This window comes from Cellvibrio sp., assembly GCF_046347455.1.
Taxonomy (GTDB): Bacteria; Pseudomonadota; Gammaproteobacteria; order Pseudomonadales; family Cellvibrionaceae; genus Cellvibrio.
This window is the reverse complement of record NZ_JAXMGC010000005.1, coordinates 128,165-148,579: the sequence shown is the minus strand read 5'-3', so window position 1 is coordinate 148,579 and position 20,415 is coordinate 128,165. Positions and strand designations below refer to the sequence as shown.

Here is a 20,415-nt window from a genome sequence, read left to right as displayed (position 1 = left end):
GCAGCCTGTTTTTACGCAGACTGCCTTTTTCTTAGGTTTAATTTTTAGTGCTTGAGTTGGAAGCCTAAAGTAAACGATGCCCGCTGTAAGCAAGAGCCTACTTGGCCAAGGCTTCTTCAATTGCTTTGCTCAAACTTTTGGCGTCTGGATCGGTCATGCTGCCAAAGTGCTGGATAACCTTGCCGTCCTTACCCACTAAATATTTATTGAAATTCCATTTTGGCTCACCTGATTCTGCATTCAAGTATTTGAACAGGGTATTCGCTTCACTGCCCTTGACATGCGTTGGAGCAAACATGGTGAAAGTAACGCCAAAGTTTTTGAAGCAAATGCCTGCCGCATTGGCTTCGTCTTTATCTTCTTGATTAAAATCGTCACTTGCGAAGCCCACAACAACCAAACCTTTGTCTTTGTATTTCTTATGTAGCGCTTCCAAGCCTTTAAACTGCTTCGTAAAGCCGCAGTGGCTTGCGGTATTCACAACCAGGGTCACTTTGTTTTCAACAAGGCTGCACAAGCTCACAGAATCAGTTGAGTGAAGTTTGCGATATTCTCCTTGCAAGTGAGGCTCACACGCTGCAAATGCAGTAGAGGAAATTAACCCCATAGCCATAACTCCCAAAAATAGGTTTAGCGATTTCATAGTGTTCCCCAAAAGAAGTTGGTGGTTAATTGTACGGCTTGCGAAAGGAAATAGATGATAGGCGCCCTGAGTCCTATAGACCAGAGGGCGCCGGTTAAAAAGGGTTAAATCTGAAACCAACAGGCCAGAATTAAAACCAAAAGGAAAGATAAAAACGTATTACGTCGGCATCTAAACTGTAGAGCGGTTCTTCGCCAACTTTGTATACCGTATCAGCAGGCTTTTTGCCGCTAAAATTGGCGTAATCGCGAAAGTCTTCGTAATCAATCGCCATGTGATCCCAAAACAGGTTCGCGGTGCTTTTATCAAATCCGGGAATGTTCCAGGGAAATTTATAGGTGAGACCCAAGCCTATGGTTTTTGACGAGAAAGCACTGAGTTCTTTATCTCGCGCCATAAAGTTTTGCGCGTCCTTATATGGAAATAAATCAGCGTAAAAATCTGCTTTCGCCTGACTGTACGCACGATATTTCACTTCCAACAACAAATCTTTTTTGAAGTCATGAATGTACCGAATTTCAGCATTGTTTGCTGTTACACCCCAGGAATCCGTGTAATGACGAACGTCAGCGCGAATAGATGCAGAGTAAGGCAAGTGATAAATCGCGCGAATGCTACCCGCATCTGAATTGTGGGTAAGCGGATATTTCTCCAAGGCCAACGCGCGCGCGCCGTTTTGCACATAGCTGTAACTGCGGTAAGGATTGTTGAGACAGGTTTGCCCTTCTTTCATTCCGATACAGGCTTCAGAACCGGACTCGAGGCTCACTTCCGCAATCAAATTGCGCGTCAAAATTTGCGAAAGATTTAGGCTATAGCGGCGTTGTTCTTTATCCAAATGGAAATCAGGATCGGGCGCGCCTTTTAGATTGCGACCCACAATATCTTGCCCAAAACTGAAACCGAAATTTAAGGTAGTGAGATCACCAAAAAATCCTTGGGTAACACCTAAATTATAAGTCTTCGCGTGGTAATCATTTTCATCACTGGTTGTGTAACCAAAACTGTATGTGGTGCGATCATTCATATAATCCACACCTACAGATTTTTGCTTGCGTTCTTCGCTGTAGCGACTGGCGGATGCCAACACATCTATAGAGGCACTACTGACCATATCAACATAATAATTTGCCGATACAGATATCGATTTACCAATACTCTTTCGTACCAATATCGAAGGGCCACTTACTTGGATTCCACCTCCCTCGTATTGGTGTTCTAACACATCCACACGCTCATCAGGCAATACGGCAGAATAAGCAGGCGCACATAGAATAAGAGCTACAAGCGCAAAGCGGCTGATTATTTTTTTGTATAACGCATTAGTTACAACCACAACCGCCTCCTGCACCACCATCTGCACCTCTGGCCCCTTCTCGCGCATCATGCACGTGCGACAAATAAGCATCCGAAACAGGATCACGGCTGAAACTCATAATAGGGTCCGAGATATTTTGGCGCTCGTATGGTTTCACCCAAGGTTTTACACTGCTGCAGGATGAGCAGAGTACGGGAAACAATAACGTCAGAATCAGCGCGACTTTGGTTCGCATCATTCGCTGATAAGCTCCTTGATTTTTTGAATATATTTTTCCTCATCACCGGGAACATAACCTTTATGCACGTGGCGAATCTGGCCCTTTTTGTCGATGAATACAGTAAATGGCATGCTGTCCACGTTATAGAGAGTACTTATTTTTGAGTCGGGATCGAACAATATGGGGTAATTAACTTTTACCTTTTCCAATACGTTTTTAGCTTCGGCAATATCTTGATCGGTGTTCACACCGTACAACACAAAGCCCATTTTTCCATATTTGGCGCTAATCCTATCCAGCAGCGGCATTTCATTGCGGCAAGGTCCACACCAAGATGCCCAAAAGTTTAACATCACCACTTGGCCAGCCTGCTCAGCCAAACGAATATTTTCACCAGCCGCACTTTTCAGGGTAAAGTCAGGTGCTGCAGCGGCAAAGAGTGTTGAGCTGCAAAACAACAAACCGAATGCGGCGATTTTTTTTAAACGGTTAATAAAAGCCATAATAATTTCTCTACTAAATTTTGAGTCGAGCTAATCTTAGCGAATCAGAATAATTTAAAAGAACAACGAAATACCTAAACGAGTTTCAAGGTTGTTTGTTTTTTTGCTCACACCAAAAAGCTCATGCTTGAATGAATAATCACGCACACCCAAATCCGCCATCAACCAATCAGTGGCGTAGAACTTAAAACCTGCACCCAGGTTATAAGTGAAGTAGTTTTTTTCAGCGAACTTGGTATTGCCTGCGCCACCAATAAAATAGAAGCCTGTATTGAAATGCCATTTATCAGAAATGTAGACTTGCCCGGGCAATAAGTTATAGCCAAGTGAAATATTGTAGTAGCTCAGGTCGCGCTGATCTTTCGTTAAAAGTTCAACGCCACCACTCAATAATTCGTAACTGGTTTTTTGAGTTTCGCTAGTAGCGTAGTTTAGCTGGGCAAATAAATCTTCAGTAATGTGATAGGCAAAGGTCACCCCCACCACTGGGTTGCTACCAAAATCTTCCACACTCAACATGCCGTAATACAAACCTACTTCGAAGTCTTCTGAATCCAGATCGGCTTCTTTGATGTGACGACGCTCAATATCGGGCGTAATAATTTTGCCCAATTCACCATCATTATTTTTTTCTTTATCGTCCGCTGCAAATGCCGAGCTGGCAATACCAGCCAACGCGCATAACAAGCTGGCCGCTAAAAGAATACGCTGAAACCGATTTTCCATTCATTAACCTCTTCATTGGTGTTCCGACTGGTAAGTACGTAGTCATTAACATATTCCGCACGCACAAAAAAACGGCCGGTAATATGGATGTAAGCACCCAAGCTTGCTTGCAGTAAATTATCCTCGCGATCTTCTGTTTGCACGAGAGTAGCGCTGGGCATGGTTTTTAATTTACCTGCACCAATTCCTATAAACGGCGACACACGCCATTGCGGAAAGGGTTGATGCAAAATCGCCAATGCTGCAATTTGGCTATCAGAATATTGACCTGTGTTTTGTGCCAAGCGAATTTCAGCCGATAAATTCTTGGTGAATCGGTAACCCAAATTTGCGCTCACCGAGTCGGCACCATCAAAATCGCCATAAGCTGTACCAACTTCAAACCGATCTACAAGATAATCTGCCTGCTTGGTGTTGGGAAAATCCGGCGCTAAATCATCTGGACCTAAGGTAAGTAAAACGTCATTACGTTTTATCCATCCTTGAATGCCGCGTTGGGTTTTTATTTTGATCCAATCGGTTTTCATTTTAAGCAGAGTGATAGTTTCTCCGCGCTCTACAACATGAAAGATTGGGTAGCCGCGGCCGGGCGCGTTATACACGTTAATAAAAGCATCGTTGACGGTGACTTCTATTGGTACTTCAGGCGAAAACCAATTGAACTTCCAAAAATCAGCAGCTGCTGCGTTCAAGCTCCACAAACACGCTGCAGACCACAAACCCAAGCTAACCAACCAGCGAACGCGCGCGCGGCGGGCGACAGTTTTTTCTATAGTTATTTTCACAAGTCAATTCATCGAATGTTATGGTCTAATCGTGTCAAAAGGATTGTTGTAGTAAACACCACCAATATCCAACCATTCTGACAATAATTTTAATTCGCTGGGATTCAACAGACCGCGATGATCAACAGTGTCTGTTGCTGCATCAAAATTAGCAAATTTATTAAAGAATCTCGCACTACCCAACGCACTGCCGCGACTCATGCTTGCAGGCACACCTATGGTCTGATTCAACGGCGTTGGGTTACCCATGGCGTCCAGCACAACGGCGCCGGTTATCGCATCTTGTACAAACGGGCAGTTAGTCACGCCATTACAAGTTGGCACACCATTGGTATCACGGACTATGACACAAGCCGGGATATCGGGGTACAAATCCGCCGGAGCCAATTCACACACGGGAATCTGGGTCGTGGGTATTCCGTTAACACCCAATATCTGTTTGTTCGTCGTGGTGGTCAGCTCAGTATAGGAGAGCATGCGCTGATTGTTAGCGCCTTTGGTGCCCAAAAGTTCAAGCTGACCATCGGGTACTTTCATATTCACGTTGCCTGCAGCGTCTGTGGATGTGTGGCAGGTGATGCAAGTGGTGTCTGCTATGCCGTTGGCTGCGCCGCGTGCGCGCTCCCAAATGGGTTGGATATGGTTTTCGTAATTAATGGTGACGCGGCACAAACTCGACCAACCATCGTTTTCCATACAGGCCTCGGCGGTTGGCGAATGAATGTCGCTCGCAACCAGTGCCAGATTTTTATATCTATAGGCGAAGCTTGTAGTTTTGGCGCGCACGGCCGTGTCGGTCCATTCATCGTCAAACACCAAGTCCACACTTGGCGCACGAAAGTTGGATTTGGCTTTATTTGTGAAAAGGGCGCAGGTAGTGCCGTCACCAGGTATTAAGCAATAGGTGGTATGGCTTGCAAATTCCGCCATAGTCTCGCCGGCTTTTGGTTGCACGGGTGTGCCCAAAGGGTCGAACCTTAAAGCATTCGCAAATCGTGTTCCAGTTGCGCCTTTGTTGATGCTCGGTAATTCGGCATCGCTACGGCCATGGCCAGCATTCACGGTAACCGCATTATGACAGCCGTTACACTCACGTACTTCGCCAGGACGAACCTGTAACCAATTACGGTGCAAGGCCCCTATGCGCTTGCCGTCTTTGTTGAGGATCTCCAAGGTAAATGCAACGTCAGCAGGAACCTTAACTTTTACCGAGCCATCGGGTTCAACGGGGGCGTAACCGAGAATCTCGCGAAGGTTATTAAATTGCTTAAACAGATCGCCGTAGGTATTGTCACCGAGATTGTCGCGAGTGGTTTTATCAGGAATCGACACAGCCTTAATCAAACGCACAAAACGGGCCGGGCGCTGATCGGGCGCTGCCTGTGCGATTTGCTCGATACTGGTGAATGCGGTCGCGCCGAAATTATTGAACTTGCCGTCCATATCGTAAACGCTACGAATATGAAGCATACCGACGGATTCAGCAGCGAGGTCAACCTCAAACTTGGGTGGCGTGTAAGTTGGAGCAGGGCGAGGCTCCAGCGAAACAGGCTCGGAGAACATCATCCCCTCTTCCGCCAAAACAACAGGCTGTTGAGTTTGAAGTGTGATGTTGTATACCCATATACCGTAGAGCGGGTCTGCCTCTTTGACCCCAGCTGTCGCAAGCCAAGTGTCGGTACAGGGCACCAAGCGCTTATCCTGCGGCTCAATCAAACGGCATTCGCTCCAACTGACAAGAAGGCGGTTGGTCCCATCGAATAAGGGGGTTAAGGATGAATAGCGACCATGCTGGGAAAATTCATTGGCACCAACCTTGATGTTAATTGGCAAGATGGAAATCGAACTCTGCGCTGAACCCGTTCCGCCGCCCGCAGGCACTTGCAAATCATTTTCGAAGAAGTGCTTGGTATCAATTACAACCATATCGCCACCCAACATGGCCTCATTAGGCTTCAAGATTGCGGCTATACGGCCATCAGGCATTTCTTGTGGGCGGAACAGACGATTGCGAGGAGCATTTGCCGTCTCGGGCGGAATATTCAGACTGAAATAACCGTAATGGCGCTCCACTTGGCTGCCATCCGCATTTGCGGTGTAGAAGCTGAGCTTATCAGTGCCGAATTGATCCCAGTGTGTATAAAGAATTTTGCCGCTTTGGAGAACTGCCGGTTGAATATCGTGGCTTTGATTGTAAGTGAGCTGTTGTATATCGGTACCGTCCGCCTTCATGGAATGCAATACAAATGCGGGCGTGTCACCGCTCTCCTCTAACGCAGAGAACTGGGGTTTGCCATCGTCCAGCAAAATAGCCTTACTGCGAATTTGGCGGTTTGAACTGAATAAAATTCTCCCATCCGGTAAATAGCGCGGGCTGACATCGTGTCCCACAGAGGCAACCAATGGCGAGGTTATTATGGGCCTCAGAACCTTGCTGGTGAGGTCATATTCCCAAATTTGCCACTTGGGCTGCTTATCTTTTGTGACATTTTTAAGCAAGGGAGCATGCATGGAAAAGAGCAGCTTTTTGCCATCGGGGCTTGTGCTTAAATCTTTCACATCGTAGAGCGCACCTTTTTCGAAGGCACTATCGGTAATATTGACGGGAGCAGCCGACGCTGTAGCCCTGTCCTTCACATAAATCGCGGCGCCCGGATTAAACGCCGTGGGATCCATTAAATCTGGAAAAACAGGTTGTTTGTTTTCATCCACGGGTAGCGGTCGCTTGATATAAGCAATCGGCAAATCCACAGCCACAGGGTCAGGCTTTTGGGAGCCACCGCCGTTATTACTCGTGCTAGTTCCACTACCACCGCCGCATGCACTTATAAACACACAAAGAATGCTTGCTAGCGCAGTTCCGGTTAAGCGTTTTTTTTGTGGTTGCAACATAAGCGGTGCCTTACAACGTTGGAAAAATCAAAGGGTAATTACCATTGTCAGTGAATGTGTATAGGCCATTCTCTCGATTTAATCACGAATTAATGTGTGATTTATGAAACGACAAAAATCCTTTGCTACCTGCTTCACAAATTCCAAAGGCAATTTGAATTATGTGATTAAGTCGTCAGCATATTTGCAAGCGAGACACAGGTTTCATCTACACTCACGCCTATAATCAATTCCAACCGTATTTTCTTTAACACCTCTGGAGCTGCCGTGAAACCTATCACTATCGCCAAAGCCCTCGCAGATGCCGCGAACTGGGTTCAGAGCAACAGTCGTTATTTGCAGATAGCCGCACTCTCTCTTGGATTGGTTGCCAGCCAGGCACATGCCGGTTCTCGCGAACAAGCCTTGCAAATTCACAACCGGGTTGCAGGTGTTCCACCTAGTGAAACCGTGTTGCTGCAAATGGCAGCCTATTTAGATGCAGGCCAGAAAGACAAAGCGGTACAACTAGCCATGGATAACGAAGCTTTCTACAGCGTTGTGCTGAAAAATATGGCCACTCCGTGGACAAACCGCGAGCAAACTGTGTTTGCACCTCTCAACGATTACACCGCAACGGTGATAGGCTTGGTGCGCGATAACGCGGATTTCCGCCGCCTACTATTCGACGACATAGTATATGTAGCCGCCCCCAGCTTGGGCTTACCGCCTTACTCCAACAGCAACAACAATCATTACCAAGCCATTGAAGACCAGCATATAGATTTGCGCGACCCCGCCAAGTTCGTTGGTGTGCCTCAATCCTCCGTTAACGGCCTGCCTTCAGAAGCAACTTCCGGCGTAATTACCAGTCGCGCTGCGGCAAAAGCCTTTTTTATTGCTGGCACTAACCGCGCCATGTTTCGCTTCACGCTGATAAACCATCTCTGCCGCGATTTGGAACAAGTGCACGATACAACTCGCACGCCCGACTTTATCCGTCAAGACGTTAGCCGTAGCCCAGGCGGCGACAGTCGCGTCTTCTTGAACGGCTGTATAGGTTGCCACAGTGGCATGGATCCTATGGCTAAAGCCTACGCCTACTACGATTATGAGTTCGATGCAGCCTCTGACCCGGACGCCCTGAACGGCAGTATTCATTACAACGAGGAAGGGACAGTCGACCCCATCACCAATAGCCGCGTTGAGAAAAAATACCTCCAAAACAGCACTACCTTCCCCTACGGTTATGTCACTACTAATGACGATTGGCAGAACTATTGGCGGGTAGGCATAAATGCCAATCTCGGCTGGAGCTCCGCCCTGCCAGGCAAAGGTACAGGCGCTAAGGAGATGGATAAAGAGTTAGCTTACAGCAAGGCATTTGCCAGTTGCCAAGTAGAAAAAGTCTTTAAACATGTTTGTTTACGCAAGCCCGCAAACGCGGCAGATCGCAACAAAATTGAGGCAATTACCGCCAATTTTGTTAACAGCACTTACAACTTAAAGCAGGTGTTCATTGACACTGCTGACTACTGCAAAGGTGAGTAATTAAAAATGAAAAAGCTCACATTAAAACTCTTCGCTCTGCCCATGGCCTTTTCCGTAAGCTTGCTCATGCTTACCGCTTGCGGTTCCGGCAGCTCGTCAAAAACAACCACCAATCCCGATACCAGCAATGGCAACACGGGCACCGATACCTTTACCTATAAAGGTCAAAAGCCTGCCGGAACGCCCGACGTACTCAAGTTTCAAAGCAATTTGTGGATCAACATAGCCCCGGAAAACCGCTGCGGTGGTTGTCACAATGCAACAGGCCAAACACCCAAATTCGCGCGTGGCGACGACATTAACCTGGCCTACGATGAAATGATTAGCAACGGCTTGGTATCGCTCTCCAATCCATCCCAATCACACATTGTCGAGAAAGTCTCCAAAGGCCATAACTGCTGGCTAAAAGACCCAGTTGCATGTGGCGATACACTAACCACATGGATCACCAATTGGGCAGGCCCCACTGAAACTAAAGCCAATGACGTAACCCTCACTGCGCCGGCTGAAAAGGATGTCGCAAACAGCAAAAGTTTCCCGAAAGACCCCGCTGACCCAAGCAACCCGGATAATTTTGCGAAGACTGTTTATCCCGTGCTGACTGAATATTGCTCACGCTGCCACTCAGAAACGGCTCTTACCAAGCAACAGCCCTACTTCGCGCAATTTGATAGCCAAGTTAAGCAAGGCGACCCCAACTATGACGCGATTTTCGCCACCAATTTGGCGATTGCTTACACCCAGGCTAAAACCAAAATCCGCTTGGATAATCCTGCTCAATCGCGTTTCGTACAGCGTTTACGCAGCGATTTTCACAATTGCTGGAGCGATTGCGCCGCCAACTCTGCAACCATGGAAGCCGCTATCACTCGTTTTTCCGACTCACTCAAACCTATCCAAATTCCGCCTGAGCTTAAGATCAGTAAAACGGTGGGATTGGGCGATGCCTTCGTGCTCACCAGCGGTGGACGCATAGATACCAACCTAATCGCCAAATACGAATTCAAAACCGGTAGAGGCAGTATTGCCTACGACACCAGCGGCGTAGAGCCTGCAGCGAACTTGAATATTATGGGGAACGTAGGTTGGAGCAGCGCTTGGGGCATCAAGGTAAAAGACGGTGGCCGCGCGCAGGCTACTACCGCCACCAGCCGCAAATTCTTTGATTTGATTCGCGGCTCAGGCGAATATTCCATCGAGGCTTGGGTAATTCCAGACAACGTAACCCAAGGCACCAACGATAATAACCCTGCGCGCATAGTCACCTATTCTGGTAGCGCCACCCAACGCAACTTTGCCTTGGGGCAATACGAATACAATTACAGCTTCCTTAACCGAACTGACAAGAGCGATGGTAACGGCCTGCGCGAATTGCACACCGCCGACGCAGCGCAAAAATTGCAAGCCACACTGCAACATGTAGTGGTGACTTACGACCCAACAAATGGCCGCCGTATTTACGTGAATGGTGAATTCACCGGTGATGTTGACCTCAGCAAAGGAGCCGTTCTCAAGGACTGGGATAGCAGTTACGCCTTAGCATTGGGTAACGAGGTGAGCGGTGACACCAAAACACAATGGCAAGGCAGTATCCGCTTCCTAGGCATTCACAAACGCGCCATGACCGCAGCCGACATTAAAACAAACTACAAAGTCGGTGTGGGTGCTAAATACCTGTTGCTGTTTAATATTTCCAGCCTTATAGGAACACCTGATAGTTTCCTAGTATTTGAAGTCCAGCAATTCGATGATTATGGCTACCTGTTCGCCAACCCTTTCTTCACCAATTTGAAAGGTACAGCGATTAATACCGATATTCCCCTCAAAGGTATACACATCGGCATTAACGGCGAAGAAGCTCCTACCGGCCAAGTGTTCGCCAACCTGAACACCAAGCTCAACTCCAACCAAATGGTGAATGGTCGCCAAGCCTTATCCAGTTTAGGTACGGTGGTGGAATTGAAAGGCGGGCCAGATCAAGATCAGTTCTTCCTGAGTTTTGATGAAATCGGCAGCAACACTTATGCGCGCTCAGCCCCAGTAACGCCACCAGTTGCAACGCCCGCCGACATCGAAGGACAACCACTGATTGGTTTGCGTCGCTTCGCCGAGATCAATGCCACACTTTCAGCACTTACAGGTATCTCACAATCCAATACCAGTGTTAAGACCACCTTTGGCAAGGTTCAGCAACAGCTGCCAACGTTGGCGAATTTGGATGGCTTCCTCGCCGCGCAACAAATGGGCGTAACCCAATTAACCGTAGCCTACTGCAACGCCTTGGTTGGAAGCAGTACAGCACCTAATGCCCTGCGGGATAGCTACTTCGCAGGCTTTAATTTCAGCTCGCCTGCGTCAACTGCCTTTACCCCAACAGGTCGCAGCCAAATTATCGATCCGCTGCTGAAGCGCTTGCTAGCTGCTGAGATTGGCGGAGGCAACGCCTTGGCAACCCAAGCTGATCCGGGGCTCCTGCGTACTGAATTGAACAAATTGATCGATACAATGATAGCGTGCGGAGGCAGTTGCGCCGCAGATCGAACCCTCACTACCGTAAAAGCTACCTGCTCGGCAGCCTTAGGTAGTGCAGTGATGTTGTTGCAGTAATTTAACCGAACAATCGAAACACAACCGCTTATAGCAGGTTAAGACATGGCCAAAAATAAAGCTCCACTCCACCCAGACACGCCGCTGTATTTAAACAACCACAGCCGCCCCATCAGCCGCCGTGAACTTATCGCGCAGGGCTTTAGGGCGGGTGGTGTTACGCTTGCGGGCGGCTCGCTCTTCAGCCTGCTGTCCGATTCTGCCTTTGCGAGCTTGTCTTCAGACATTTCTGATAAGCGTGCTCAATGCGGTATAGCCTCGCAAGGAGCCGGAAAGATTCCGTTCATTTGCTTCGACTTGGCAGGCGGTGCAAATATTGCCGGCTCCAACGTATTGGTTGGCCAAAAGGGTGGTCAGTTGGACTTCCTCAGTACAGCCGGATACAGCAAACAAGGCTTGCCGCCGTCAATGGTTCCCAACTCATCCACCACCAACTTTGTAGACCAAACACTAGGCTTGGCCTTCCACGCCGACAGTGCCGTTTTACGGGGAATTAAAAGTAAAATTGCTGTTAACACCGCCCTTATGACGAATGGTGCGGTGATAGCCGCTCGCTCAGAAAACGATACGGGCAATAATCCACACAACCCTATGTATGGTATCAATCAAGCCGGTGCCAACGGCTCTTTGCTGACGTTGATAGGCTCGGTGAACAGCGACTCCGGTGGTAACTCCATGTCACCGGCCAGCATGATTAACCTAGAAGTTCGCCCCACCAAAATTGATAACCCTGGCGACGTAAAAGGTCTTATCGACGTGGGTGATCTGGTGAGCTTAATGAGCCAGCAAGACACGGTTTCAGTGATGGAATCCATGTACCGTATCAGCGACGCCAAACTCAAATACGTGCAAACCGGCACCAGCCGCGATGCCGAGCTGAAAGAAATGATCCGCTGCGGCTACATCAAAAGCGCGGATATCGCAGATCGCTTTGGCGACCCACGCAGCATAAGTGTGGTAGATGACCCTAACATTGTTGGCCCAACCGGCATCTTCACCCAAGCCGAATTCGATTCAGACGGCGAGTTCCGCAAAGCAGCCTCCGTGATGAAATTGGTGGTTAACGGTTACGCAGGTGCGGGCACCATTACCATGGGTGGCTTTGACTACCACACGGGCAACCGCTCTGCAGGCGAAATGCGCGACGAACGCGCTGGCAAATGCATTGGCGCATGCTTGGAATACGCCGCGCGTTTGCAAATGCCGTTGATGATTTACGTGTTCAGCGACGGCTCTGTGTTCAGTAACGGCATGGCAGACGACACTATGGCCGGCCGAGGTAAAGGCCAGTGGACAGGCGACGACCAACAAACCGCCTCAGCTTACTTTTTAGTGTACAACCCCAAAAAACGCCCCATCCTAATGGACGGGACCAGCTCAGATCCCGCTACCATCACCATGGCGCAACGTGTACATCAGCAACTTGGCTACATGCGAGCCAGTGGCGATGTGGAAACTTCATCCAGCCCTGCGGCCAACAACGTCAACCTGCTCGTGGAAACAGTGATCTTGAATTACATGGCTCTACATGGCGAACAAGGCCGCTTCAGCACCCTGTTCAAAGGCAACGGCATTGGCAGCAGCGTCATGATGGACCGCATGACGGCATTCCAGCCGATTTGTAATGGCGTTATCACCAAGCCAACCTGATAAGAAGTTTTTCTGAAGATAAAAAAATCGCGGCAATTGCCGCGATTTTTTTTGCAATGAAGGTTTACCCAACCAGTAATTACCGCGGCAAATGCTTCGGCAAAATTCTGTTCAGCACTTCAGCGATGTAACTTAAAAACAAAGTGCCCATGCTGGAGCGGTAGTAGTGTGGATCGCGGTTGCCGACGGCGAGCAAGCCAAAGGCGTTGCCGTGGATAAGGGGAACAGTGGCAACCGAGCCAATTTCGTCGGCGTATTTGCCGAAAATAAATTGCATTTCTTTTGCGCCGAGTGTGCCGCACATTGCGCGATTACTTTTGAGAATGGTGCCAACGTTATCGCGTGCAGCAGCAAGACTTACAACGTGCGCTTGGCTGCTCGGGATTTTGTCGATGTTGCCGAAGAAAAATAAGCTGGTGTATTGGATATTAAAATCCTTGTCGAAGCAGTAATAGAGCGCATCGACAATATCACCGAGATCTTGGCCTTCTAACAACGTCAAAACCAAGCGTTTGGTTTTATCAAATAATTTATCGTTGTCGCGAGCGTTGTCGAGCAATTTACTTAAACGATGGCGCATGTCCATATTGCGTTCACGCAACACTGCAATTTGGCGTTCAATTAATGAAACCGCGCTGCCGCTTTCGTGAGGAAGTGAAAGCTCAGCAAGTAAATCAGGATAAGCTTCAAAGAAGTGGGGATTTTCTTGCAGGAAAGCCGCGACTTGTTCCGGCTCTAAAGGATCGGCGAGTGTTTTTTTATTATCGTTCATTGGCTATCACCTTTTATAAATATTAGCGGATGTACGCGAATGCTTTATTCGTCGCCACACGCGTTGCGTGTGACGACTCCCTGTTAAATTTAGATATTAATTTGCCCGTGAAATACCGTAACGGCTGGGCCAGTCATAATCACCGGGTGACCTTCACCTGCCCAGCTGATTTGCAAACTGCCGCCAGGCAAATTTACTTTCACATTTTCATTTAATAAATTGCGCAAACGACCAGCGACAACGGCAGCGCATGCGCCTGTTCCGCACGCGAGCGTTTCGCCTGCGCTGCGCTCGAATACGCGCAAATCAATTTCAGTAGCAGAAATTTTTTGCATAAAACCGACATTCACGCGTTGTGGAAAACGCGCGTGATGTTCAACGCGTGGCCCCAGAATTTCTACCGGCGCTTCGCTCACTTTATCTACCAGCATAACCGCGTGTGGGTTGCCCATAGACACGGAAGAAATTTCTAAGGTTTGGCCATCTACATCCAATTCATAGGTCGAGGCTCTTGCATCGGCCACAAACGGAATTTCTTGCGGAACCAAACGCGGCACGCCCATGTTGACGCTAACGTCGCCTTTGTCGTTAACCAGCAATTCGATAATGCCGCCCGCCGTTTCTACTTTAATTCTGCGTTTGCCCGTTAGCCTGCGCTCGCGCACAAACACGGCGAAGCAACGTGCGCCGTTACCGCAGTTTTCCACTTCGGTGCCGTCACAGTTAAAGATGCGATAGCGAAAATCCACCGCGGGATTTTCAGGGTGTTCCACCAGCAATAATTGATCGCAGCCCACGCCGAAATGACGGTCTGACAGGAAGCGGATTTTTTCTGGTGTTAAACGCACGCTTTGGCTGATGCCATCAATCACGATGAAATCATTGCCGAGGCCGTGCATTTTGCTAAAACGTAAGCGCATTTCAAATTCTCAAATTTATTCCGGGATTACCGCTTCACCACGCAACATATCATCTATGGTTTCGCGCGCGCGCACCAGATGCATTTGGTCACCATCTATAATCACTTCTGCAGCGCGGCCGCGAGTGTTGTAGTTGGAGCTCATGCTAAAACCGTATGCGCCTGTAGACATCATGGAGAGCAAATCGCCCGGTTCAATAGCCAAGTCGCGCTCTTTACCCAAAAAGTCACCAGTTTCGCAAATGGGGCCAACGAGATCCCATTTTTTGGTTTGCTCAGCGCGTGGCTTTACCGCGCGAATATCTTGCCAGGCTTGGTAGAGCGACGGACGAATGTTGTCGTTCATGGCGGCGTCGATAATGGCAAAGTTTTTGTGCTCGGTAGGTTTCAAATACAAGACTTTAGTTAACAACACACCCGCGTTGGCGCTGATGGAGCGACCGGGTTCGAACATCAAACTTAATTTACGATCCCCCAACTTTGCCTTGAGCGCACTCATGTAATCCGCCACGTCCGGCGGCGTTTCGTTGCGATAGGTCACGCCCAAGCCGCCACCGAGATCCAAGTGATGAATCGCGATACCGTTCGCCGCCAACTCGTCGATAAGCGCCAACACGCGATCAAGCGCATCCAAAAACGGCGTTAATTGTGTGAGCTGAGAACCAATATGGCAGTCCACGCCCTGAATCGACAAACTCGGTAATTGCGCAGCGCGTGCGTAAACGGCAGGCGCGCGTTTGATGTCGATACCGAATTTGTTTTCTTTTAAACCGGTAGAAATGTAGGGATGCGTATTGGCATCCACATCGGGGTTCACACGCAAAGAAATATTGGCAACCATGCCTTTTTCAGCAGCAACCTGCGCAAGAATTTCTAGCTCGGCTTCAGATTCCACGTTGAAGCAGAAAATCCCCACGTCTAACGCGCGCGCCATTTCTTCGCGAGTTTTACCCACGCCTGAAAACACGATTTTTGCGGGATTACCTCCAGCGCGCAGCACACGCTCCAATTCACCCATAGACACAATGTCAAAACCCGCGCCCAGCTTGGCGAGCAGGTTCAAAATACCCAAGTTGGAGTTGGCTTTAATCGCATAGCAAATCATGCCAGGGTGCGAACCCAGCGCTTCAGAGTATGAGAGGTAATGCTGGGTAAAAGCCGCGCGGCTGTACACGTAAGTAGGTGTACCAAAGCGCTCGGCAACGGCAGCGAGAGGAGTGTCTTCTACATAAAGTTCGCCGTTGCGTTCAGTAAAATGCTGCATAAAAAACTCTGTTTGCGTGTAAGTGATCGAGAAAATTGTAGCGATTAATAGCGAGCTGAATTGAGCTGGGAAGCAGACTTGGATTCAGTTTTCGCGGGCGCCGAAGCGTCCGGAGAAGGCTTGGCCGGCTGCGGCAAATAAAGCGGGCCTTTCTGGCCACAGGCCGCGAGAAGAATGACGAACACGCCGCCCATGAGCACCATTTTTTTCATGCAAACCACCCGATTCATCCACCGAAAGCTGACCCAACAAGGAGCCAAAACGGCGGCCAGTATAACCTCAAACCGGCAGAGCGGCTATGAATCGGGCTCGTCACTTATCGCCACGAAAGCGCCTTATTAGCGAAGTAACGCAAATATAAAACTTCACCTGTGCACCTGAGCTTTGCTAAGGTAGCTGGGTTAGTAAGCTCAATCGCAAAAACAAGAAATTGGGATGCTAATCGGTCAATACCAGGCACCGCCGCCACACCAGCAGCGGTGCCTTTCTATTTCATACATCGAATCTTTACTGTGAAGTGGGAATTCCTATGACCGGCCGTATCCTGAGCTTGTGCTCGCTTCTTATCGCACTCTTTGCGCTCGCATCCTGCAGCCAGTTAAACAATGCGCATGTAACGCATCTTTATATCGCCTCAGACTCTACCGCAACCGACTACAGCACTGAGCCCGATTATGCGACCAAGCGCTACCCGCAAATGGGCTGGGGGCAAGTGTTCCAACCCCTCTTTACAACTGAATCCATAAAGCAACTCAAAAACCTAAACATTGGCCACGCGGTTGTCGTAGATGACAGAGCCAAAGGCGGGCGCAGTACGCGCAGCTTTTTTGAAGAAGGCAGATGGAGAGAAATTCGCGATGCCTTAAAGCCGGGCGATTTGGTTCTCATTCAATTTGGCCACAACGATCAATCCAAAGAAAAAATAGATCGCTACACACCTATCGAGGGTTACAAACAATATTTGCGCTTGTATGTTGAACAAACACGCGAAAAAAAAGCGCGCCCGGTTTTAATCACATCGGTTAACCGCAATTACCCTTGGTTGAATGGGAAATTACAAAACAGCCACGGCGACTATCCGCAAGCAGTGAAGGACATTGGCAAAGAAATGAACGTCGATGTGATCGACCTTACACAATTATCCATCGAACATTTCACCGCAAAAGGCGAAGCTTACGTAACCGAGAACTATTTTATGAACTTACCCGCGGGCAAATTCGAGGCTTACCCAAACGGACAAAAAGACAACACACATTTTCAACCGGAGGGTGCAGAAGCGGTGGCAAATTTAGTATTTGATGCGTTAACGAAATTGCCAGAGAAGCCTTAAACGCTCTTCGGAAAACCTAATGATCCATCTAGGTTTTGACTTTATCGCCATAAGGTTCAGCGCTTTTTCTTTGCTCAACACGAACTTCTTGTCGCACTTCCATAGTGTGTCGAGCGCCGGGGTTAAACGCAGCATCCACCTCACCAAAAATATTGGCAGGAACACTGCCGCCAGAAGTTGTTTTTCTGAACCAATCGAGCTTCACAGCTTTATAAGCGATGACGGCACCCACCACCGGAATAAGCCAAATCGCCAGCAATAAAAATGATCTTTTAACGAATGATAATCGCGGCCAGGTCATCACCTCCCGACTTAAGATCACACTGAAAAAGAGTTGCGCTAAGCCCGCGAAAAATGCGATTAAGAAAATCATCAAATGCCTCACGCTATTTGTGATAGAGCAACACGCCCGTGTGCGCCAACCAAGTGGCAACTACCGCCCACACAATAATTCCCGCCGTAAACCAAAACAGTGTTTTTTGTGGTGGCGCACCGACGGCAACGGCAAATGCAGCCCCGAAATGCGCACCAATCACCACCGGCGCAAGCAAGCCAAGGCCGGCAATTCCGTATTTATTCCAAATCAGTTGTGTCCTTGTTGGTTTGTCTTCCGCTTTAGGTTTACGCAAACGCAATAACCAATTGCGCAGCGGTGCACCCACAGCTAATACAATCACCACACTGACTACAGCACCGAAGGCTGCAAAAAGTCCCGCTAACAACGGCGAAAGCCCCAATCCAAAACCTACCGGAATTGCCAACCAAAGCTCCAGAATTCCAAGGCCAAACACAGAAAGGCATTTAATCAACATCCCTACTCTCCCTTAATAAGGGTCAACACAACACTACCAAATCGCGTAGCCATCACCCATACGAGTAATGAGCGAGAACATGTAAGCGCACGCGATCATGATTAACCCGCCGACCGTTAAACCCGGTTGCACCTGACCAAGCACATAATTTTTCCGCACGCACCCAATATTTTCGTTGAGACAACCCTAGCCAAGCGATTTCAGACCCAACGAAATTCAATCTGAAAAGTAGCGGTAAGCTTTTCCATTTTTCAGTCGTTTTATCAATCATCACAATTTCCTGCTCCAATGTAGAAATATTGACTTCTAACACTGAGGCGAGGGCTTTTAAGGTTTCCGCGCTCGCGCTATGGCCGCCTTCAATACGTTGGATTGTACGAACACTCAGCCCTGCCATTTTCGCCAACTGTTCTTGCGACCACTTACGGTTTTCGCGCAACTTTTTCAAAATCATAAAAAGCCTCTAGCCTCGGTAGAGCTGGAAATATGATACAAAGTCATGACTGTCGGTGACGAAAAATACCCGCCAAGGCCACGACAACACTGATTTTTATTGTTTCAACAATTCCGCGTAACCATCTTTGAAAGTTGGGTAACGAAACTCAAAACCCGACTCTAACAAACGTCGATTGCTACAACGCTTGTTACCGCGCTCGTTAGTCGCGGAGTCTGAGAGAAAATCTTTTACGCCCATTTGCTGCGCAAGCCAGCTAACAACTTCAATCATGGGTGCGGGTGATGAATCGCTCGCGAGATAAATCGGCTCCAATGTTTTGTTCGTGCGATTTAATGCTATGAGATGCGCAAGCGAACGCGCGCAATCGTCGGCGTGAATGCGATTGGTGAAATGTGGGCTTGCAGATGCTTTTGCCTGACGAACTTGTTCAATCAAACGATTGCGACCGGGGCCGTAAATTCCGCTGAAACGCACCACTGTGTTGATGAAACCGCTGTTGCGAATGATCGCCTCCGCTTCCAGCAAACGCTTGCCACTAAAACTTCCAGGCTCGGTGGGCGAGGTTTCATCAACCCACTCGCCGTTCATTTGCGCATACACCGCGGAGCTGGACACAAATATCAGCAAGCGCGGCTTACACGATTGTGCGCGCAAGACTTCAACCACCTTCGCGCAGGTTTGCACATAAGCGTGCTCGTAACCTGCATCACTGCGTTCGCTCGGCGTCATAGTAATCACGATGATTGAAAATTGTTGTTCAAGAACCGATGCCAGCTGCGCTCTGTCACTTACATCGCATTGGCGGTATTTCAAATATGGTAAATCCGCGGGCGGGTGACGACGCAAGCCGGTTACAGCGTATAACTCGGGCGGCAAATACGCAGCCAAACGCTGGCCGATGTCGCCGCAGCCGACTATTAAAACTTGCTCTTTTAATAGTAATTCACTATTCATTGCCATCTAAATGGTTTACCTTTTGCGTTAGTCGTATACATCTTTCAGGGAGCCACCATGACGCTTACCGAACTCCGCTACATTGTTACCCTTGCCCAAGAACAACACTTTGGCCGCGCGGCGGATCGCTGTTACGTGAGCCAACCCACGCTGAGCATCGCGGTTAAAAAACTGGAGGACGAGCTGGGCGTAGCCCTGTTTGAACGTACCAAATCCCGTGTTCACCCTACGCCGTTGGGCGAGCAAATCGTAAAACAAGCGAATCTGGTACTTGAGCAAACTGCCACCATTAAAGACATGGCAGACGCAGGCAAAGACCAGCTCAGCAGCCCGCTCGCCGTGGGCGCCATTTTCACGATTGGCCCCTATTTGCTGCCGCAGTTTATCCCTCACTTACAAACACTGGCCAGCAAAATGCCGCTTTATGTGGAAGATGGCTACACCCACACGCTGCGTAAGAAGCTCCGCAACGGTGAGCTGGATGTGATTATCGTCGCCCTGCCGTTTAACGAGCCGGATGTGGTAACTCAAGCGCTCTACGATGAGCCTTTCGTGGTGCTTATGCCGCACGATCACCCGCTTGCCGCCAAAACCGAAATCGACCCTAACGAGATTGGCAGCCAGCAATTGCTGTTACTCGGCGAAGGGCATTGCTTCCGCGATCAGGTGCTTACGACCTGCCCGAATATCCACCAGACCGAAGAAACCAATTCCAACGTGCGCACGGCGGCGGAGGGCAGCAGTCTGGAGACCTTACGTCACATGGTTGCCTCTGGTTTGGGTATCACCATACTGCCGCAGTCGGCCGCGAGCAGTAGCATTTACAGTTCGAACCTATTGGTGACTCGTCCATTCATCGCTCCTGCTCCAAGCCGCACCGTAGCTTTGGCGTGGCGTGCGAGCTTCCCGCGCCACAAGGCGATAGATGCACTCAGAAAATCCATTCAAATGGCGCGGAGCAACTAAACTAACAATCGCTCACAAAGATCGCGCGTTAAAGAACGCGCGCAATCCAAACAAGCAAGCGGGTTAA

20 protein-coding genes are annotated in these 20,415 nt (G+C 48.9%); 5 read left to right on the top strand and 15 right to left on the bottom strand.

All coding sequences use genetic code 11. The features are described 5' to 3' along the window. Positions 1–97 precede the first annotated feature (97 nt). From U1F02_RS10900 to U1F02_RS10870, 7 genes are all read right to left on the bottom strand, one after another. Positions 98–643: a glutathione peroxidase gene (locus U1F02_RS10900; RefSeq protein ID WP_409990421.1), complete on the bottom strand. Its 546-nt coding sequence runs from the start codon at positions 641–643 to the stop codon at positions 98–100. A 130-nt stretch (positions 644–773) separates the two neighbouring features. Beyond that, positions 774–1,979: a DUF3570 domain-containing protein gene (locus U1F02_RS10895; protein WP_409990420.1), complete on the bottom strand. Its 1,206-nt coding sequence runs from the start codon at positions 1,977–1,979 to the stop codon at positions 774–776. Beyond that, complete coding sequence (locus U1F02_RS10890) at positions 1,966–2,199, bottom strand: DUF4266 domain-containing protein (protein WP_409990419.1); 234 nt, start codon at positions 2,197–2,199, stop codon at positions 1,966–1,968. Before U1F02_RS10890 ends, U1F02_RS10895 begins: the two co-directional genes overlap by 14 nt. After that, positions 2,196–2,684, bottom strand: a complete 489-nt coding sequence (locus U1F02_RS10885) for a TlpA family protein disulfide reductase (protein ID WP_409990418.1) — start codon at positions 2,682–2,684, stop codon at positions 2,196–2,198. Before U1F02_RS10885 ends, U1F02_RS10890 begins: the two co-directional genes overlap by 4 nt. 54 nt (positions 2,685–2,738) lie before the next feature. Continuing rightward, the gene (locus U1F02_RS10880) at positions 2,739–3,410 is read right to left on the bottom strand and encodes an outer membrane beta-barrel domain-containing protein (protein WP_409990417.1); all 672 of its coding nucleotides are present in this window, start codon (positions 3,408–3,410) and stop codon (positions 2,739–2,741) included. After that, complete coding sequence (locus U1F02_RS10875; protein WP_409990416.1) at positions 3,380–4,195, bottom strand: SH3 domain-containing protein; 816 nt, start codon at positions 4,193–4,195, stop codon at positions 3,380–3,382. Before U1F02_RS10875 ends, U1F02_RS10880 begins: the two co-directional genes overlap by 31 nt. 18 nt (positions 4,196–4,213) lie before the next feature. Continuing rightward, positions 4,214–7,087: a hypothetical protein gene (locus U1F02_RS10870; RefSeq protein WP_409990415.1), complete on the bottom strand. Its 2,874-nt coding sequence runs from the start codon at positions 7,085–7,087 to the stop codon at positions 4,214–4,216. 282 nt (positions 7,088–7,369) lie between these two features. On the opposite strand from U1F02_RS10870, the gene U1F02_RS10865 reads away from it, so the two are divergent. From U1F02_RS10865 to U1F02_RS10855, 3 genes are read left to right on the top strand one after another with little or no spacing between them, the layout of a single operon-like run. Next, a complete protein-coding gene (locus U1F02_RS10865; RefSeq protein WP_409990569.1) occupies positions 7,370–8,617 on the top strand; it encodes a hypothetical protein in 1,248 nt (415 codons plus the stop codon). A gap of 6 nt (positions 8,618–8,623) precedes the next feature. Further along, the gene (locus tag U1F02_RS10860) at positions 8,624–11,224 is read left to right on the top strand and encodes a LamG domain-containing protein (protein ID WP_409990414.1); all 2,601 of its coding nucleotides are present in this window, start codon (positions 8,624–8,626) and stop codon (positions 11,222–11,224) included. Positions 11,225–11,269: 45 nt separating this feature from the next. Continuing rightward, positions 11,270–12,874 (top strand): hypothetical protein, encoded by a 1,605-nt coding sequence (locus U1F02_RS10855; protein ID WP_409990413.1) that lies wholly within the window; start codon positions 11,270–11,272, stop codon positions 12,872–12,874. A gap of 79 nt (positions 12,875–12,953) precedes the next feature. Here the strand turns inward: U1F02_RS10855 and U1F02_RS10850 are convergent, their stop codons facing one another. The 4 genes from U1F02_RS10850 to lptM form a co-directional block, all read right to left on the bottom strand. Continuing rightward, positions 12,954–13,646, bottom strand: a complete 693-nt coding sequence (locus U1F02_RS10850) for a DUF484 family protein (protein WP_409990412.1) — start codon at positions 13,644–13,646, stop codon at positions 12,954–12,956. 89 nt (positions 13,647–13,735) lie between these two features. Then, positions 13,736–14,566 (bottom strand): diaminopimelate epimerase, encoded by an 831-nt coding sequence (dapF, locus tag U1F02_RS10845; RefSeq protein WP_409990411.1) that lies wholly within the window; start codon positions 14,564–14,566, stop codon positions 13,736–13,738. Positions 14,567–14,581: 15 nt separating this feature from the next. Next, positions 14,582–15,829: a diaminopimelate decarboxylase gene (gene lysA / locus U1F02_RS10840; protein WP_409990410.1), complete on the bottom strand. Its 1,248-nt coding sequence runs from the start codon at positions 15,827–15,829 to the stop codon at positions 14,582–14,584. 44 nt (positions 15,830–15,873) lie between these two features. Next, on the bottom strand, positions 15,874–16,041 hold the full coding sequence (lptM, locus tag U1F02_RS10835; protein ID WP_409990409.1) for an LPS translocon maturation chaperone LptM: 168 nt from the start codon (positions 16,039–16,041) through the stop codon (positions 15,874–15,876). 317 nt (positions 16,042–16,358) lie between these two features. Between lptM and U1F02_RS10830 the strand changes: the two genes are divergently transcribed. Further along, on the top strand, positions 16,359–17,159 hold the full coding sequence (locus U1F02_RS10830; protein ID WP_409990408.1) for a rhamnogalacturonan acetylesterase: 801 nt from the start codon (positions 16,359–16,361) through the stop codon (positions 17,157–17,159). A gap of 28 nt (positions 17,160–17,187) precedes the next feature. On the opposite strand, the gene U1F02_RS10825 is transcribed toward U1F02_RS10830, so the two are convergent. The 4 genes from U1F02_RS10825 to U1F02_RS10810 all read right to left on the bottom strand — a co-directional run bounded on the left by U1F02_RS10825 (position 17,188) and on the right by U1F02_RS10810 (position 19,388). Continuing rightward, on the bottom strand, positions 17,188–17,532 hold the full coding sequence (locus U1F02_RS10825; RefSeq protein WP_409990407.1) for a hypothetical protein: 345 nt from the start codon (positions 17,530–17,532) through the stop codon (positions 17,188–17,190). A 13-nt stretch (positions 17,533–17,545) separates the two neighbouring features. Further along, positions 17,546–17,971 carry a small multi-drug export protein gene (locus tag U1F02_RS10820; protein WP_409990406.1) on the bottom strand — a complete coding sequence of 142 codons (426 nt, stop codon included), beginning with the start codon at positions 17,969–17,971 and terminating at the stop codon, positions 17,546–17,548. A 52-nt stretch (positions 17,972–18,023) separates the two neighbouring features. Continuing rightward, positions 18,024–18,425, bottom strand: a complete 402-nt coding sequence (locus tag U1F02_RS10815; protein WP_409990405.1) for a helix-turn-helix domain-containing protein — start codon at positions 18,423–18,425, stop codon at positions 18,024–18,026. Between the two features lie 96 nt (positions 18,426–18,521). Continuing rightward, positions 18,522–19,388 carry an SDR family oxidoreductase gene (locus U1F02_RS10810; RefSeq protein WP_409990404.1) on the bottom strand — a complete coding sequence of 289 codons (867 nt, stop codon included), beginning with the start codon at positions 19,386–19,388 and terminating at the stop codon, positions 18,522–18,524. 51 nt (positions 19,389–19,439) lie between these two features. Between U1F02_RS10810 and U1F02_RS10805 the strand changes: the two genes are divergently transcribed. Continuing rightward, positions 19,440–20,348 carry a hydrogen peroxide-inducible genes activator gene (locus tag U1F02_RS10805; protein WP_409990403.1) on the top strand — a complete coding sequence of 303 codons (909 nt, stop codon included), beginning with the start codon at positions 19,440–19,442 and terminating at the stop codon, positions 20,346–20,348. Positions 20,349–20,415 lie beyond the last annotated feature (67 nt).

Coding starts and splice junctions, on each gene's coding strand:
- U1F02_RS10900 (WP_409990421.1), bottom strand. CDS start 643: ATGAAATCGCTAAACCTATTTTTGGGAGTTATGGCTATGGGGTTAATT.
- U1F02_RS10890 (WP_409990419.1), bottom strand. CDS start 2,199: ATGATGCGAACCAAAGTCGCGCTGATTCTGACGTTATTGTTTCCCGTA.
- U1F02_RS10885 (WP_409990418.1), bottom strand. CDS start 2,684: ATGGCTTTTATTAACCGTTTAAAAAAAATCGCCGCATTCGGTTTGTTG.
- U1F02_RS10880 (WP_409990417.1), bottom strand. CDS start 3,410: ATGGAAAATCGGTTTCAGCGTATTCTTTTAGCGGCCAGCTTGTTATGC.
- U1F02_RS10870 (WP_409990415.1), bottom strand. CDS start 7,087: ATGTTGCAACCACAAAAAAAACGCTTAACCGGAACTGCGCTAGCAAGC.
- U1F02_RS10860 (WP_409990414.1), top strand. CDS start 8,624: ATGAAAAAGCTCACATTAAAACTCTTCGCTCTGCCCATGGCCTTTTCC.
- U1F02_RS10855 (WP_409990413.1), top strand. CDS start 11,270: ATGGCCAAAAATAAAGCTCCACTCCACCCAGACACGCCGCTGTATTTA.
- U1F02_RS10850 (WP_409990412.1), bottom strand. CDS start 13,646: ATGAACGATAATAAAAAAACACTCGCCGATCCTTTAGAGCCGGAACAA.
- dapF (WP_409990411.1), bottom strand. CDS start 14,566: ATGCGCTTACGTTTTAGCAAAATGCACGGCCTCGGCAATGATTTCATC.
- lysA (WP_409990410.1), bottom strand. CDS start 15,829: ATGCAGCATTTTACTGAACGCAACGGCGAACTTTATGTAGAAGACACT.
- lptM (WP_409990409.1), bottom strand. CDS start 16,041: ATGAAAAAAATGGTGCTCATGGGCGGCGTGTTCGTCATTCTTCTCGCG.
- U1F02_RS10830 (WP_409990408.1), top strand. CDS start 16,359: ATGACCGGCCGTATCCTGAGCTTGTGCTCGCTTCTTATCGCACTCTTT.
- U1F02_RS10825 (WP_409990407.1), bottom strand. CDS start 17,532: ATGATTTTCTTAATCGCATTTTTCGCGGGCTTAGCGCAACTCTTTTTC.
- U1F02_RS10820 (WP_409990406.1), bottom strand. CDS start 17,971: ATGTTGATTAAATGCCTTTCTGTGTTTGGCCTTGGAATTCTGGAGCTT.
- U1F02_RS10815 (WP_409990405.1), bottom strand. CDS start 18,425: ATGATTTTGAAAAAGTTGCGCGAAAACCGTAAGTGGTCGCAAGAACAG.
- U1F02_RS10810 (WP_409990404.1), bottom strand. CDS start 19,388: ATGGCAATGAATAGTGAATTACTATTAAAAGAGCAAGTTTTAATAGTC.
- U1F02_RS10805 (WP_409990403.1), top strand. CDS start 19,440: ATGACGCTTACCGAACTCCGCTACATTGTTACCCTTGCCCAAGAACAA.